Genomic DNA, 16,488 nt, shown 5'->3' with positions numbered 1-16,488 from the left:
CGGCCGCGACATCCCCAGGGGGACGTCGCGGCCGGAACCGTCAGATGCGGTGTTCGTGTCAGCCGAAGGCCTCGTCGAGGATCTCCTGCTGTTCCACGGCGTGGACCTTGCTCGATCCGGACGACGGCGCCGACATCGGGCGCCGCGACACCCGACGCAGCCCCTTCAGCAGGTCCGGGAGCAGTTCGGGCAGCCACAATCCGAGGAACGGCCACGGACCCTGGTTGGCGGGCTCCTCCTGGACCCAGAAGAACTCGTCGGCGTTCGGGTAACGCTCGAGGGTCTGCTGCAGGCGGCGATGCGGCACCGGGTACAGCTGTTCGATGCGCACCACGGCGATGTCCTCGCGGTTCTCCTTGTCGCGGCGGGCGGCCAGCTCGTAATAGAGCTTGCCGCTCACCAGCAGCACCCGCTTGACCTTGTTGCGTTCGGCATCGTCGGTTTTGAAGTGCGGATCGTCGATCACCGAACGGAACTTGTCCTCGGTGAAGTCCGACAGTGGCGACACCGCGGCCTTGTTGCGCAGCATCGACTTCGGGGTGAAGACGATCAGAGGGCGGCTGATGCCGTCGAGGACGTGGCGACGCAGCAGATGGAAGTAGCTGGCCGGCGTCGACGGCAGCGCCACCGTCATCGACCCCTCGGCGCACAGCTGCAGGAACCGCTCGATACGACCCGAGGTGTGGTCGGGACCCTGACCCTCATGGCCGTGGGGGAGCAGCAGGACCACGTCGGAACGCTGACCCCACTTCGCCTCGCCGGAGCTGATGAACTCGTCGATCACCGACTGCGCGCCGTTGACGAAGTCACCGAACTGCGCCTCCCACAGCACCAGCGCGTCGGGGTTGCCCACGGAGTAGCCGTATTCGAAGCCGACCACCGCGAACTCGCTCAGCGGTGAGTCGTACACCAGGAAGCGGCCCAGCGAATCGGCGTCACCGTCGATCGGCTGCAGGTGGTTGAGCGGGGTGTACTCCGAGCCGTTGTCCCGGTCGATGAGCACCGAATGCCGCTGGGTGAAGGTGCCGCGTCGGGAGTCCTGACCGGACAGGCGCACGGTACGTCCCTCGACCACCAGCGACCCGAAGGCCAGCAACTCGGCGAAGGCCCAGTCGACGCCACCCTCGGTGGACATCTCGTGACGGCGCTTGAGGACCGGCTTCACGCGCGGATGCGGGGTGAAACCCTCGGGGGTGTTGAAGAACGCGTTGCCGATGTCGGCGAGCACGTCCTTGTCGACCGCGGTCACCAGCTTCTGCGGCAGCGGCTGATCGGCCTCGACCGACTCGCTGGGCTCCGGGGTGAACTTCTCGAGTTCCTTGACCTCGTTGAAGACCCGTTCGAGCTGCCCCTGGTAGTCGCGCAGGGCGTCCTCGGCCTCCTTGGTGGAGATGTCACCGCGGCCGATGAGGGCTTCGGTGTAGGACTTGCGGACACCGCGCTTGGTGTCGATGACGTCGTACATCGCCGGCTGGGTCATCGACGGGTCGTCGCCCTCGTTGTGTCCGCGGCGGCGGAAGCAGACGAGGTCGATGACGACGTCCTTGCGGAAGGCCTCGCGGTAGTCGACGGCCAGCTTGGCCGCCCACACACATGCCTCCGGGTCGTCGCCGTTGACGTGGAAGATCGGCGCGCCGATCATCTTCGCGACGTCGGTGCAGTACTCGGTCGAGCGGGAATGCTCCGGTGCGGTGGTGAAGCCGACCTGGTTGTTGACCACGATGTGCACGGTGCCGCCGGTGCGGTAGCCGGGCAACATGGCCAGGTTCAGGGTCTCGGGCACCACGCCCTGCCCGGCGAAGGCGGCGTCGCCGTGCAGCATCAGCGGCAGGATGGAGAACTGCTGCTCCTCGTCGAGGAGGTCCTGCTTGGCGCGGACGAGACCTTCGAGGACGGGGTCGACGGCCTCGAGGTGGCTCGGGTTGGCGGTCAGCGAGACGTTGATCTCGTTGTCGCCGAACATCTGGTAGTACTTGCCCTCGGCGCCGAGGTGGTACTTCACGTCGCCGGAACCGTGTGCCTGCGACGGATTCAGGTTGCCCTCGAACTCGGTGAAGATCTTCGAGTACGGCTTGCCGACGATGTTGGCGAGCACGTTGAGGCGGCCGCGGTGCGGCATGCCGATGACGACCTCGCCGAGGCCGTGCTCGGCGCTCTGGTCGATGACGCCGTCCATCATCGGGATCACCGACTCGGCGCCCTCGAGCGAGAAGCGCTTCTGACCGACGTACTTGGTCTGCAGGAAGGTCTCGAAGGCCTCGGCGGCGTTGAGCTTGCTCAGGATGTACTTCTGCTCGGCGACCGGCGGCTTGACGTGCTTGATCTCGACACGTTCCTGCACCCATTTCTGCTGCTCGGGTTCGAGGATGTGGGTGTACTCCACGCCGACGTGACGGCAGTAGGCGTCACGCAGGATCGACAGCACATCGCGCAGCTTCATCTTGTCCTGGCCGTGGAAGCCGCCGACGTTGAAGCTGCGGTCGAGATCCCACAGGGTCAGCCCGTAGGTCAGGATGTCGAGGTCGGGATGGCTGGCGCGCGCATCGCTGTCCATCATCAGCGGATCGATGTCGGCCATCAGGTGACCGCGGTTGCGGTAGGCGGCGATCAGCTCGAGGACACGGGTGTTCTTGTCGACGAGCCCGGCGGGGATGTCGCGACGCCAGCGGACCGGCTCGTACGGAATGTGGAACGCGGTGAAGATCTCGTCGTAGAAGGCGTCGTCGAGCAGCAGCTCATGCACCTTGCGCAGGAAGTCGCCGGACTCGGCGCCCTGGATGATGCGGTGATCGTAGGTCGAGGTCAGCGTCATCAGCTTGCCGACGCCGAGCTCGGCGATCTGCTCGTCGCTGGCGCCCTGGAACTCGGCCGGGTATTCCATCGCGCCGGCACCGATGATGGCGCCCTGGCCCTTCATCAGGCGCGGCACCGAATGCACGGTACCGATGGTGCCCGGGTTGGTGAGCGACATGGTCACCCCGGCGAAGTCCTCGGCGCCGAGCTTGCCGTCGCGTGCACGTCGCACGATGTCCTGGTACGCGCCGTAGAACTCCGCGAAGCCCATCGTCTCGCACTTCTTGATGGCGGCGACGACGAGTGTGCGGTTGCCGTCCTTGCCGACGAGGTCGATCGCGAGCCCGAGGTTCGTGTGGGCGGGGGTGACGACGTTGGGCTTGCCGTCGACCTCGGCGAAGTGCCGGTTCATGTTCGGGAACGACTTGATCGCCTGGACGAGGGCGTAGCCGAGGATGTGGGTGAAGCTGATCTTGCCGCCGCGGGTCCGGGCGAGGTGATTGTTGACGACGATGCGGTTGTCGATCATCAGCTTCGCGGGGACGGCACGCACGCTGGTGGCCGTCGGGATCTGCAGCGATGCCGACATGTTCTTGGCGATGGCGGCGGCCGGACCGCGCAACACCTTGGTCTCGTCCTCGGATGTCGACGCGGCGGACGCCGGGGACTTGGCGGTCGGCTTGTTCTGGGAGCGCGCGGAACCGTCACGGCTGGCGACGCTCTGACCGGAGGCGGCCTTGGTGGCGGTGGACTCACGGGCGGGGGTCTTGCGCGGCGGGGTGGCGCGCGGCGCGGGCCCCTGATCCAGGGTCACCGGTTGCTTCTTGGGGGTGCTGGCCGGGGTCGCGCTCACCGATGCGGTGGACGATGCGGCCGCGGTGGACGAGCTCGGTGCCGACGACGTGGTGGGCTTGCTCTGGGTCGCCGGGCGAGCGGCCGGTGCGCTCGAGCCCTTGGCCGCGGGTGCCGGCTCGCTGCCGTTTGTGCTGCTGCCGTTACCGGACGGTGTGTAGTTCTTGAGAAGGTCGTGCCAACTCGGATCCACCGAGTTCGGGTCCTTCTGGTACTGCTGGTACATTTCCTCGACCAGCCAGGTGTTCTGCCCGAAGTCGGATTCGGATATCGAACTGCTCACAGCGGATTCTCGCCTCAATTCCCTCTGGTGTCGGGTCGCCATCTCACCACGTGGGTCTCTCGTGAAGCCACGTCGCGAACCACCTGCAGATGGTACGCGCCCGCGCCGTCGAACGACGAAGGCAGCCCACTGTCCTCGCCGCCCGTCCGGCCCGGGTTTCGGGCTCCTCGACGATCGGTTCTCGCCGTCGGGCGCCGGGCGTGCCGCATCCCGAGCATCTCAGCGGGTGAGGTGACGGGCGGGCGGCATACCGTCCACGTCCGTACCGTCGACGTCGGGATCGACACCGGCATCCCAGAACGTGCGGTACCTCCGGCCCAACGCGAGGAGTTGCTCGTGTGTTCCCGCCTCGACGATGCGGCCGTCGTCGACCACCGCGATCCGGTCCGCGCGTGCTGCCGTCGCGAGTCGGTGGGCCACGATCACCGACGTGCGCCGGTGCGTGAGGGCATCGCCCGCGGCGAGCACCATCGCCTCGGTGGCCTGGTCGAGGGTTGCGGTCGCCTCGTCGAGCAGGAGCAGGTCGGGGGAGACGAGTTCGGCGCGTGCGAGGGCGATCAGCTGACGCTGGCCCGACGAGAGGCCCTGACCACGTTCGCCGATGGGGTGATGCATCCCGCCGGACAGCCCCGCGATCATCTCGGCGGCCCCGACGGCGCGCGCGGCGGCGGTGATGTCGGCGCGGTCGGCGTCGGGCCGGCCGTAGGCGATATTGTCCGCGACGGTGCCGGTGAACAGGTGGGGTTCCTGGGGGACGATCCCGATGTGGCTGCGGTAGCCGCGCACGGTGAAGTCCCGGATGTCGGTTCCGTCCATCCGTACCGCACCGGACGTCGGGTCGTAGAACCGGGCGAGGAGCTTGACGATGGTCGACTTACCGGCCCCGGTGCGACCCACCAGAGCCAGCGACGTCCCGGGTGCGATGTCCAGATCGATGTCGGTCAGTGCATCGGTGGATGCCTGTGCGTAGCGGAAGCCGACGGCGTCGAGGCGTGCGTCGCCGTCGAATCCGGCCGGTCCGGGATCGTGGGCGCCCGGGCGTTCGGCCACGGTCGTCGGTGTGCGCAGCAGGTCGGCGATACGCCGCAGGCCCACCGCGGCCTGCTGATAGCCGTCGAACACCTGCGACAGTTGCTGCACCGGACCGAACAGCAGCGAGAGATAGAGGATGAACGCGATCAGCGTGCCGGCCGACAGGGTGCCGCCGGAGATCTGGTGGGCTCCGACCGCGATCGCCGCGGCGGTGGCGAGGTCGCTGATCAGGGTGATGAACGGGAAGTACACCGAGATGGCGCGCTGTGAGGTCATCCGAGCCGAAAACCATTGCGCGGCAAGCCCGGCGAAGCGCCGGGCGGCGACGTCGGTGTTGCGGTAGGAGCGGGTGGTCTTGATGCCGGCGATGTTCTCCTGGAAGTCGGCGTTGACCGCGCTGACGAGTTCGCGTGAGCGGGTGTAGGCGCGGGCGGCGATCCGCCGGAAGATGATCGTCGCCACGATCAGGACCGGGATGGCGGGCAGGACCAGCGCGCCGAGCTGCAGATCGGTCAGCAGGAGCGCCGCGCTGACCCCGAGCAGGGTCAGGACCGCGACGATGGCGGTGGACAGGCCCGTCTGCAGGAAGGTCGAGAGGGCATCGACGTCGGTGGTCATCCGCGTCATGATGCGGCCGGACAGTTCGCGTTCGTAGTAGTCGAGCCCGAGGCGCTGCAGATGTGCGTAGCTGCGTACCCGCAGGCCCAAGAGCACCCGCTCACCCGCGCGGGTCGAATACAAGGTCATCGCGGCCGAGGCGACCCATCCCACTCCGACCGTGGCCACACCGATCCCGGTGGCGATGAACAGTGTCGGTTCATCGGTGCGGGTGGCGGCATCGATCACAGCGCGGGCCAGCGACGGGAAGATCAGCCCGGTGAGCGTGTCCACGGCGATCGCGGCGATCGCGATGGCCATCAGCCAGCGGACCGGCCTGACGATCTGCCACAGGGAGAACTGCCGATTCTCGGCGCGCGCCGCGGCGATGTCGACGTGCGGGTCCTCGTCGGCCGGTGGGAGCGCCGCGACGGCGTCGAGCAAGGCGGGTGTGGCCGGCATCGAGCCCAGTGCCCCGGCGATGCCGCCGCCGCGTCCGCCGCGGCCACCGACGCCGCCGGGCGGTCCGGCCGGCTCGGGCGTCGCGGGCCGGAGTCGTTCCTGTGCGGCGGGCGCGTCCGTGGGCCACAGTCGTGCGTCGAGGTCGTCGGTGGTTTCAGGCGTAGTGGGTTGGGGTGTAATGGGTTGTGGTGCAACGTTTTTCGGTGTCCCCGGAGCGGGGTGCGCGGGTGACGCCACCGGCGACATCAACGCCCGGAACATCTCGCTGCGGGCGTCGAGTTCGGCCACGGTGCCGACATCGACGATGCGTCCGCCGTCGAGCACGGCGACCCGATCGGCGAGCATCAGGGTGGACCGTCGGTGCGCGAGGACCAGCATCGTCGGGCTCTGGGTGCGCAGCCGGTGCAGGATGCCCGCCTCGGTGGACGCGTCGACTGCGGATGTGGCGTCGTCGAGGACGAGGATGCGGGGACGTGCGTACAGGGCGCGGGCCAGCGCCACGCGTTGACGTTGTCCGCCGGACAGTGTCAGTCCCCGCTCGCCGACGACGGTGTCGAAGCCGTCCGGGAGGGCCTCGATGAACTCGAGGGCGTCGGCGGCGCGGGCGGCCTCGACGAGGCGTGGGTCGGGGTGCTCACCCACCGGCCGGCGTTCGCCGAGGGTGATGTTGGTGGCGATGGTGTCGGAGTAGAGGAACGGTTCGTCGTAGACCACGGCCACCGCCGCATGCAGCGAATCGCTCGACAGGTCGCCGGTCGGGGTGCGGACCTGCCCGCCGGGCCCCGACAGCGCATCGATCGATCCCCTCTCGGGGCGCACGTGGCGGCTCACCAGGTCGGCGAGGGTGGACTTGCCCGAGCCGGGTGGCCCCACGACGGCGACGCATTCGCCGGGGCCGATCCGCAGGTCGATGCCGTCGAGCACCCGCTCCCCGTCGTAGGAGAAATCGACCCCGCGCAGCTCCAGCCCCAGCGGGCCGTCGGGGAGCGTCTCGGTGTTGGCCTCGTCCGGGTCGGTGGGCGCGTCGATCACGTCGTAGACCCGCTCCACCGCGGCGCGGGCCAGTTGTCCGCTGACCACCAGGTTGGTCAGCAGCCGCGCCAATGCGGTCATCGACGCGACGTAGGTGGCGAACGCGAGAAAGGTGCCCGGGGTGATGTCGCCGTCCAGGGTCAGATATCCGCCGACGGCGATGACCGCGACCATGCCCAGTTGCGGGATGGCCGCCATCGTCGGGGCGAAGCGCGCGTTGATCTTTCCCGCCCGCAACCGCTTGCCGTAGAGGTCACGGCCGAGGGTGACGAGTTCGTCGACGGCCCGGGCTTCCTGGCCGAATCCCTTCACGACGCGGACACCGGTGACGGTCTCCTCGACGTGCTGGGCGACGTCGGCGGCGGCCTGCTGCGCCGACCAGGTCGCGGCGAAGAGCCGGCGTCGGGTGGTGACGACGACGATCGCGACGAGCGGGACGATGGCCAACGCGATCAGCGTGAGCAGTGGCGAGAGGTAGAACATGATGGCCAGCGCCAGGACCACCTGGACGGCGGCACCCACCGACAGCGGCACCATCGCCAGCAGGCCCTGCACGATCTGCAGATCCGAGATCGAGCGGGAGACCACCTGGCCGGTGCGGATGTGGGCCTGGGTGGCGCCGTCGAGGTGCAACAGGGTGTCCAGCAGGCGTAGTCGCAGGGTGTTCTGGACGGTGATCGAGAGTCGGCCGGCGGTCAGCCGTCGGCCCATCTGGCAGAGGTAGCGCACCACGGCCAGCGCCAGCAGCAATCCGACGATGAGCGGCACCGTCAGCGACTCCAGGCCACGCCCGGTTGCTGCGCCGGTCGCCAGATCCAGGGCCGCCTTGGACAGCAGCGGCACGACGAGATCGACGGCGACGGCGATGAAGGTCACCGACAACGTGATGGCCACGAGTCGACGGTGCGCGAGGCATTCCGCGGTCAGGCGACGCAGCCAGCCGGCGTCGGCGCGCGGCGATCCGGTGGCGGGTCCGGGATCGTGCGAGGGGGCGGTCTCGGTGGTGGTGCCGAGCGTCACTTCTCGCCGGCCGGGAGCCACGGGTTGATGATCACGGCACCGTCGACGGTGGTGGAGTCGATGGTCCAGTGCGCCGGCGGCGGACCGAACGCCTCGCGTGAACTCGCGATCACCCGCTTGCCGAGGGCACGGTTGCCCGCGCCGCCGATGACGGCGCCGATCCCGGCGGGCAGGATGCGACCGACGATGAGCGGTGCGCGTTTGAGTGCGTACTTCTTGGCCACCCGGTTGACCAGCGTCTTGTTGAGTTTGGCGAAGGCGCCGTTGGGTGCCGACGCGCGACCGAGGCGGCGCAGCGCGCCGCCCTGGGTGCCGACCACCCGGCCGAGCCGGGCGAGGCCTTCCTCGCCGAGGGCGACGGTGAGCACCAACGTCTTCCGGCGTTCGGTCTCGTGGATGCCGATCCCGTGGACCTCGGCGATCGCGAGCGCGAGCAGGGCCGAGGCCTCGAGGAACAACGCCGTCTCACCGGTCACCGCCCCGAGCGCTGTCACGGTGCCGACGCCGGGAATCGCGGCGGTGGCGCCGACCGCGCTGCCCGAGGAGGTCACGGCGTTGAGATAGCGCTTCTCCAGCCGCGTGATGATCTGCGCGGGGGAGTCATTCGGGTACTTCTCACGCAGCCCGAGGACATACTTCGCGACAGCGGGGGCCTGCAGTCGCTGTGCCTTGTCGATCAGGTTGCCGGTGACCTGGGCGGTACGTCCGGCCGCCGGTCCCGTGGGTGTCGGTGCGGCAGCCTCGGACCGCTTCTTGCCGATCATGCGACGGGCACCCCGTGCTCGGCGGGAACCACCTCGGCCCGGCGCGGTGGTGGTGGCGGGGTGCCGTCGCCGAACGGGCGTCCGCCGAGTTCCTCGCGGTGATGTGGGGTCAGCCAGTTACGCAGGTCGGGTCCCGCCGGCACGATGCCGGTCGGGTTGATGTCGCGGTGCACGAGGTAATAATGCTGCTTGATCTGGGTGAAGTCGGTGGTGTCACCGAATCCGGGGGTCTGGAACAGGTCCCGGGCGTAGGCCCACAGCACCGGCATCTCCGCGAGTTTGGTGCGGTTGCATTTGAAGTGGCCGTGATAGACCGCGTCGAAGCGGGCGAGGGTGGTGAACAGCCGCACGTCGGCCTCGGTGATGGTGTCCCCGACGAGATACCGCTGTCCCGACAGTCGTTCGGAGAGTTCGTCGAGTTTGGTGAACAGCCGGTCGTAGGCCTTGTCGTAGGAGTCCTGGCTGCCGGCGAAGCCGCAGCGGTAGACACCGTTGTTGACCTCGGTGTAGACGCCCTTGTTGACCGTGTCGATCTCGTCGCGCAGGTGCTCGGGATAGAGCTGCGGGGCGCCGTCACGATGGAAGTCGGTCCATTCCAGCTCGAAGTCGATGGTGATCTGCGGGAAGTCGTTGGTGACGACCTCGCCGGTCGGGATGTCGACGACCGCGGGGACGGTGATGCCCTTCGGGTAGCCGGGGAAACGCTTCTCGTAGGCGTCTTTCAGACGCGGGATGCCCAACACCGGGTCGAGGCCGCCGGGATCGAGGTCGAAAGTCCACGAGTCGGCGTCGTGGGTGGGCCCGCACAGGCCGAGTGAGATCGCGTCCTCGAGGCCGAGGAGCCGTCGCACGATCAGCGTGCGGTTGGCCCACGGGCAGGCGCGGGCGGCGACGAGACGGTAGCGCCCGGCTTCGACGGGGTAGCCGTCGCGTCCGTCGCGGGTGATGCGCGTCTCGATGTACTTGGTGTCGCGGACGAACTCCTGGCCGCCGGTGACGTATGTTCCCTGCTTGCCGCTTCCCGAGGTGGTGTCGGTGCTCATGGCACCACAGTAGTGAACCGTTCGGGGTCTTGGTTCTGATCACTCCGGAATGTATATTCCAACCGGAATATTTGGTTCGGGCGAAGGGTCGGGTCGTGTCGGGACGTCAGCAGGGCAGCACAACGCCACCGACGCTGTCGTCCATGGCGGTCCTTGTTCTCGGTCTCCTGGCCGAGAAGCCGATGCACCCGTACGAGATGGTGCAGACCACGATCTGCCGTCGCGAGGACCGGCTGGTGAAGTTCCGTCCCGGGACGCTCTATCACGCGGTCGACCGGTTGGCCGCGGACGAGTTGATCACGGTGCACGAGGTGCGACGGGAGGGCAACCGGCCGGAACGGACGGTCTATACGATCACCGATGCCGGACGGGCCGCACTCGAGGCCAACCTGGAGGAGATCCTGGGCCGCCATCCCGCCGAGTACCCCGAGCTCTACCTGGCGCTCGCCGAGGCCCACGGACTGCCGCGAAGGCGCGTCATCGACCTGTTGACCGCCCGGCTGGAGGCGATGCGCGCCGACCTCCTCGACATCACCACGGCAACCGATGAGGCCCATGCCAAGGGCACCCCCGAGATGTTCGTCCTGGACGCCGGTTGCCGCATCGCCACGATGCGAGCCCAGATCGATTGGCTCGCCGAGCTTCTCGACCGGCTGCGGGACGGCCGGATCGATTGGCTCGACGACCCCGGATTCACCTACCCGGCCGCGGCGCCGGGTGCGCCGTCCACCGCAGCGAAGTCCACCGCAGCGAAGTCCACCGCAGCGACGTCCACCACAGAGAAAGAGTCCACCCGATGAGTACACCCACGACCCCGACGGCGGTGACCACCCGACCGTGGCTCGCCTTGATGGCGTTGTGCGTCGGCTTCTTCATGATCCTCGTGGACATGACGATCGTCGCCGTCGCGCAACCGCAGATCCAGGTCGCCCTCGACACCGATGTCAATGGGATCGTCTGGGTCACCAGCGCGTACCTGCTCACCTATGCGGTGCCGTTGCTCGTCACCGGGCGTCTCGGCGACAAGTTCGGCCCCAAACTCGTCTATCAGGCGGGTCTGGTGGTCTTCACCATCGCGAGCGTCTGGTGTGGTTTCGCCGGTTCGATCGGTGAGCTGATCGCGGCGCGGGCCCTGCAGGGTATCGGCGCCGCGCTGATCACCCCGCAGACGATGGCCCTGATCACCCGGATCTTCCCGCCGGAGAAGCGCGGCGCGGCGATGGGCGTCTGGGGCACCGTCGCCGGTGTGGCCACCCTGGTCGGTCCGCTGCTCGGCGGCATCCTCACCGACAGCTTCGGCTGGGAGTGGATCTTCTTCGTCAATCTGCCGGTCGGTATCGCGGGCCTGATCCTCGCCGCCACCCTGGTCCCGTCAGTGGAGACCCACGATCACAGCTTCGACTGGATCGGCGTGGTGCTCTCCGGAGTCGGCTTGTCCGCCTTGGTCTTCGGTATCCAGGACGGCGAGAAGTACGAGTGGGCCGGCTGGATCTGGGCGTTGATCGTCGGCGGGCTGGTCATGCTCGCCCTCTTCATCTACTGGCAGTCGCGCATCAAGACCGAACCGCTGGTGCCGCTGTCGCTGTTCGCCGACCGCAACTTCTCGCTGTCCAACATCGGTATCGCCTCGATGGGTTTCGCGATCTCCGGGCTGATGATCCCGATGATGTTCTTCCTGCAGCTCGTCGGGGGGATGTCGCCGACCCGGGCGGCGGTGATGATGGTGCCGATGGCCGTGCTCACCGGAATCCTGGCGCCCATCGTCGGGCGGATTCTCGATCAGGTGCATCCGAGCGTCATCATCTCCTCGGCGCTGCTGTTGCAGGCCATTGCCGTCGGTTGGGCGGGTGTGATCGCCCGCCCGGCCACCCCGGTGTGGGAGTTGGTCATTCCGCTGGCGCTGATGGGTGTCGCCTCCGCCGGCATCTGGGCGCCGCTGGCCGCCACCGCCACACGTAATCTCCCGTGGCAGCAGGCCGGCGCCGGCGCCGGGGTGTACAACACCACCCGGATGATCGGTTCGGTCATCGGGTCGGCCGCCGTCGGCGCGATCATGCAGACCAGGCTGGCGGCGGAGTTGCCCGGCGTGAACACCAGCGAGCATTCCGATGCGGTCTCCCAGCTCCCGGCGATGATCCGTGAGCCGTTCGCCACGGCGATGGGGCAATCGCTCTACCTGCCCGCCGGTGTGTTGCTGATCGGCGTGATCGCGACCCTGTTCCTCAAGCGGCCCGGCCATCAGGCCGTCGGAGCGACGCAGCGGGCAGCGGTCGCCAAGGGCGAGGTGGAGAGCGCCGGCGCGGCCTGAATGCGCAGGTGAACCGCGGGATCGGCGGGGCGTGGGTGGGCGGCGGTGACGCCACGCACCCGCGCCCTCCCCGATTCTGTCGGTGGGCGATCGTACGGTGTTGGACATGCGAATCCTGCACACCTCGGACTGGCATCTCGGCCGTACCTTCCACGGCGTCGAGCTGCTCGCCGACCAACGCCGCGCGCTGGCCGATCTCGCCGCCGTCGTGGCGAGTGAGTCGGTGGACGTGGTGGTGGTCGCCGGTGACGTGTACGACCGGTCGGTGCCCTCGGCCGATGCGGTGGCCGTCTACGACGAAGGGCTGGGACTGATCTCGGCCGCCGGTGCGCAGATCGTGGTGACCTCGGGCAACCACGATTCCCCGACCCGCCTCGGTGCGGGGTCGTCGTTCGCCGCCGCCGGCGGGTTGCACCTGCGGACCAGCATCGCCGCGATCACCGACCCGGTCCTGATCGACGACGAGGACGGGCCGGTGGCCTTCTACGGCATCCCGTACCTTGAACCCGACACCGCGCGAACCGAACTCGGTGCTGTCGACGCCCGCTCCCATCAGCAGGTACTCGACGCGGCGATGAGCCGCATCCGCGCCGACCTCGCCGATCGGGACGGGGTGCGCTCGGTGGTCGCCGCGCACGCCTTCGTCGTCGGTGGCGCCGCGACCGGATCGGAACGGTCGATCAGCGTCGGCGGGGTGGAAACGGTTGCCGTGCAGACCTTCTCCGGGGTCGACTACGTCGCACTCGGACACCTGCACTCGCCGCAGACGCTGACGCCCGCGGTCCGCTACAGTGGCTCGCCGCTCGCGTACTCGTTTGGAGAACGTACCCACCGCAAGTCGGTGTGGATCGTCGACCTCGACGCCGATGGTCTCGCCGAGGTGCGTCCACACGAACTCCCGGTGGTTCGTGGTTTGAGTTCGCTGCGTGGCACTCTCGACGATCTGCTGGCCGACGAGTCGTTGGCCGACGCGGAGGATCACTACGTGGAGGCCACCTTGACCGACGCCCTGCGCCCGGTCGACGCGATGCGCCGGCTTCGGGAACGCTTTCCGTATGCGGTGCACGTGAACTGGGACCGGCCGCACAGTGGCGACGGTGTCGATTACCGGTCGCGGGTGCATGGACGGTCCGATGCCGACATCGTGACCTCCTTCGTCACCGACGTGCGGGATGCGCCGAGTGGGGGTGAGTGCAGGATCATCGAGCGCGCGCTGAGAGCGGTTGTCGGAGAGCCGGAATCGGAGACCGCCTCCGACGGTGAATGGGCATTGTTCGCCCTGCCGGAGGTGGCGGAGTCGGCATGAGGATTCACCATCTGCGGATGCGGGCCTTCGGTCCGTTCGCCGACGAAACGGTGGTCGACGTCGATGCGCTGGCCGCCGACGGGCTGTTCCTGCTGCACGGCCAGACCGGCGCCGGGAAGTCCACCATTCTCGACGCGGTGGCCTTCGCGCTCTTCGGCCGGGTGCCCGGTGCCCGCAACGACGCCAAGCGATTGCACTCCGATCACGCTGCGCCCGACGTGGTTCCCGAGGTGGAACTCGAGGCGACCATCGGCGGGCGTCGCCTGCGGATCATTCGATCGCCGGAGTTCCATCGGCCGAAGAAGACCGGGGAGGGGACACGCAAGATCAACGCCCGGGCGTCGTTGGTCTGGGTGGACGGCTCCGGTCCCGCCTTGACCCGCATCCCCGACATCGGTGATGCGGTGATCGGGGTGCTGGGTATGAGCGCCGAGCAGTTCTTCCAGGTGGTGCTGCTGCCGCAGGGTGATTTCGCCCGGTTCCTGCGCGCCAACCCGGATGAACGGGAGTCGTTGCTGGAGCGCGTCTTCGACACGGCGCGCTTCGGTGACCTCGAGGAGTGGCTGCGTGAGCGGGCGCGGGAGAGCGAGGCCGATCTGGGCGAGCGCACCGCGGCGCTGGACCGGCTGGCCGGACAGATCGTCGCGGTCGGCGGCGGTGACGCGCCGGCCGAACCCGATGACGAGTGGGCGCAGGCATGCCGTGACGCTGCCGCGCAGGACGATTCGCGGTCCGCCGCGGTGCTGACCTCGGCGCAGGCGGCGGCCGATCAGGCGCGGGCGGCGTACGACGCCGGTGTCCGCGTCGCCGACCTGCGGCGCCGCGGGGGCGAGGCCCGGTCCCAACTCGGGCAACTGGTCCGGGGTGAGGCCGAATTCGCCGCTGCCACCACGGCATTGGCCGCCGCGCGCCGCGCCGCGCCGCTGGGTCCGATCGCCGATGATCTCGATCGTGCGATCACCATACGGCGCCAGGCCGATCGGGGAGTCGACCGCGCCGCCGGCCGCTTCGTCGAACTCGACGAGGCCGAAGCCTGGTGTGCCGGGCGTGAGGCGAACTCTATCGACCCCGACGCCCTCGAGCAGGCCATCGGCCGGTGGACCACCGAATCGGGACGCTGGCAACCGCTGGCGCGCCGAATCGACGAGCGGCCTGCCCTGATCGCCGACATCGACGCCGTGGACACGCGGATCACACAGTGCGGCAAGCGTATGGGGGAACTGTCGGAGCTGGTGGAGCGTGCCCCGGAGCGGCGTCGACTGGCCGCGGAGTCGCTGACCGCCGCCACCCAGATGCGGGTGCAGGTGCCCGGCCTGCGCACCGAGCACGAACGCCTGACGAAACTGGTTGTGGCGTGGGAGGAACGCGAGAAGCAGCGCGCGTCCGCCCGGGCGGCCGAGCGGAAACTCCTCGACGCGCGGGAGAAGCAGGTGAGCGCGGCCGAGCACCTCGTCGACCTGCGTCGGCGTCGTCTCGACGGGATGGCGGCCGAACTCGCCGCCCAACTCGTCGACGGTCAACCCTGCATGGTGTGTGGGTCCGCCGATCATCCCGAACCGACGGTGGCCACCGACGGCACGTCGGTCTCGGACGCCGATGAGGCGGACGCACGTGCCGCCGAACAGGATGCGGCCACGCATCGGGACGCCGCGCAGGCGCGTCATGCGGCGATCGCGCAACGTCTCGCCGTCCTCGACGACACCCTCGGTGAGATGTCCCGGGAGCAGATCGACGACGACCTCGCCCGCAGCGCCGCCGCACTCGCCGATGCCGATCGTGCCGTCGCACGCATTCCCGGGTTGGAGCAGGCCCTCGGCGCGATCGACGCCGAGACCGACGCGTGGCGGCGGGAACTGGGGGAGTGCGAGTCGATCCGTTCGGCCGACCGGCAGAAGGCGATGTCGCTGCGTGAGACCCTGACGGCGCTGGACGCCGAGATCCTTGAGGCCACGGGTGGGCGCGGTGGGATCACCGAACGATTGGCCGAACTGGGTGAGCTGATCCGCCGGGCCGCCTCGCTGCGCGATGCGCGACGCGCCGGCCTCGACGCCGCGGGCCGCCACGATGACATCGCCCAACGACTGGGGGAGCGCTGCGTCGCAGCGGGATTCGACGACGCCGCGGCCATGCGTGCCGCACTCGCGACCGACGATCAGATCACCGCGTGGGAGGCGCTGCTGACCCGTGCGGGCGCACTGCGGGCCGCCGCCGAGGCCACCCTCGCCGAACCCGATGTCGCCGCCGCGCTCACCGCCGATCCGGTCGACGTCGACGCCCTCACCGCGGATCTGCGGGTGGCGGAGGAGGTCCGGGAGGCCGCCGCGCGGGAGCATGCCGTCGCCGCCCGGCGCCACGCGGTTCTGAAAGAGTATGTGGCGCAGTTCTGGTCGGCCGCCGATGGTCTCGCACCGATGCGCGAACGCCACGAAGAGTTGCGCAGCCTGGCCGAACTCGTCGCCGGTCGCGGACAGAACTCGCGCCGGATGGCGTTGCGCTCGTACGTGCTGGCCGCGCGCCTTGAGGAGGTGCTGGTCGCGGCATCGGCGCGGTTACGTCAGATGTCCTCGGGGCGTTACGAATTCGCCCACAGTGATGCCGCCGGCCCGCGCGGCCGCCGCGGCGGTCTCGGCATCGAGGTGCGTGACGAGTACACCGGTGCCGTCCGTGCGACCACGACACTGTCCGGGGGTGAGACCTTCTTCGCCTCCCTCGCGCTGGCCCTCGGCCTCGCCGACGTGGTCTCCGCCGAGGCCGGTGGCCGGGTACTGGACACCCTGTTCATCGACGAGGGATTCGGCACCCTCGACCCCGAGGCCCTCGATCTCGTCATGGGCGTGCTCGACGAGTTGCGTTCGGGCGGACGCGTCGTCGGGGTGGTGTCCCACGTCGAGGAACTGCGGGCCCGTATCCCGGCCCAGCTGCACGTGATCCGCGGGGAGAACGGGTCGCGTGTGCGCATGGAGGGTATGGCCGTGCCCGCGGTGGGCGGTTGACCG

General features: G+C 69.0%; 8 protein-coding genes. 4 read left to right on the top strand and 4 right to left on the bottom strand.

The window, feature by feature from the left end; translation table 11 throughout:
* Positions 1 to 58 precede the first annotated feature (58 nt).
* From ABLE94_RS07690 to ABLE94_RS07675, 4 genes are all read right to left on the bottom strand, one after another.
* Positions 59 to 3,928 carry a multifunctional oxoglutarate decarboxylase/oxoglutarate dehydrogenase thiamine pyrophosphate-binding subunit/dihydrolipoyllysine-residue succinyltransferase subunit gene (locus tag ABLE94_RS07690; protein ID WP_348808489.1) on the bottom strand — a complete coding sequence of 1,290 codons (3,870 nt, stop codon included), beginning with the start codon at positions 3,926 to 3,928 and terminating at the stop codon, positions 59 to 61.
* A 219-nt stretch (positions 3,929 to 4,147) separates the two neighbouring features.
* Positions 4,148 to 8,071, bottom strand: coding sequence for an ABC transporter ATP-binding protein (locus ABLE94_RS07685; protein WP_425476168.1), 3,924 nt, complete (start codon positions 8,069 to 8,071; stop codon positions 4,148 to 4,150).
* Positions 8,068 to 8,835, bottom strand: a complete 768-nt coding sequence (locus ABLE94_RS07680) for a hypothetical protein (protein ID WP_348802496.1) — start codon at positions 8,833 to 8,835, stop codon at positions 8,068 to 8,070. Before ABLE94_RS07680 ends, ABLE94_RS07685 begins: the two co-directional genes overlap by 4 nt.
* Positions 8,832 to 9,878: a glutathione S-transferase family protein gene (locus ABLE94_RS07675; protein WP_348802495.1), complete on the bottom strand. Its 1,047-nt coding sequence runs from the start codon at positions 9,876 to 9,878 to the stop codon at positions 8,832 to 8,834. Before ABLE94_RS07675 ends, ABLE94_RS07680 begins: the two co-directional genes overlap by 4 nt.
* 143 nt (positions 9,879 to 10,021) lie before the next feature.
* On the opposite strand from ABLE94_RS07675, the gene ABLE94_RS07670 reads away from it, so the two are divergent.
* The 4 genes from ABLE94_RS07670 to ABLE94_RS07655 all read left to right on the top strand — a co-directional run bounded on the left by ABLE94_RS07670 (position 10,022) and on the right by ABLE94_RS07655 (position 16,485).
* Positions 10,022 to 10,678, top strand: a complete 657-nt coding sequence (locus ABLE94_RS07670) for a PadR family transcriptional regulator (RefSeq protein ID WP_348802494.1) — start codon at positions 10,022 to 10,024, stop codon at positions 10,676 to 10,678.
* Entirely contained in the window at positions 10,675 to 12,186 is a 1,512-nt protein-coding gene (locus ABLE94_RS07665; RefSeq protein WP_348808488.1) for an MFS transporter, read from the top strand. The genes ABLE94_RS07670 and ABLE94_RS07665 overlap by 4 nt, the downstream gene beginning before the upstream one ends.
* Before the next feature lie 106 nt (positions 12,187 to 12,292).
* Positions 12,293 to 13,492, top strand: a complete 1,200-nt coding sequence (locus ABLE94_RS07660) for an exonuclease SbcCD subunit D (RefSeq protein WP_348808487.1) — start codon at positions 12,293 to 12,295, stop codon at positions 13,490 to 13,492.
* Positions 13,489 to 16,485: an AAA family ATPase gene (locus tag ABLE94_RS07655; protein WP_348808486.1), complete on the top strand. Its 2,997-nt coding sequence runs from the start codon at positions 13,489 to 13,491 to the stop codon at positions 16,483 to 16,485. Before ABLE94_RS07660 ends, ABLE94_RS07655 begins: the two co-directional genes overlap by 4 nt.
* Positions 16,486 to 16,488: the final 3 nt, after the last annotated feature.

It is taken from the genome of Gordonia sp. VNK1 (assembly GCF_040049135.1).
GTDB lineage: Bacteria > Actinomycetota > Actinomycetes > Mycobacteriales > Mycobacteriaceae > Gordonia > Gordonia oleivorans.
Note: the sequence above shows the minus strand (reverse complement) of the source record. Positions and strands in the feature narration are given on the sequence as shown.

Coding starts and splice junctions, on each gene's coding strand:
- ABLE94_RS07680 (WP_348802496.1), bottom strand. CDS start 8,835: ATGATCGGCAAGAAGCGGTCCGAGGCTGCCGCACCGACACCCACGGGA.
- ABLE94_RS07675 (WP_348802495.1), bottom strand. CDS start 9,878: ATGAGCACCGACACCACCTCGGGAAGCGGCAAGCAGGGAACATACGTC.
- ABLE94_RS07670 (WP_348802494.1), top strand. CDS start 10,022: ATGGCGGTCCTTGTTCTCGGTCTCCTGGCCGAGAAGCCGATGCACCCG.
- ABLE94_RS07665 (WP_348808488.1), top strand. CDS start 10,675: ATGAGTACACCCACGACCCCGACGGCGGTGACCACCCGACCGTGGCTC.
- ABLE94_RS07660 (WP_348808487.1), top strand. CDS start 12,293: ATGCGAATCCTGCACACCTCGGACTGGCATCTCGGCCGTACCTTCCAC.
- ABLE94_RS07655 (WP_348808486.1), top strand. CDS start 13,489: ATGAGGATTCACCATCTGCGGATGCGGGCCTTCGGTCCGTTCGCCGAC.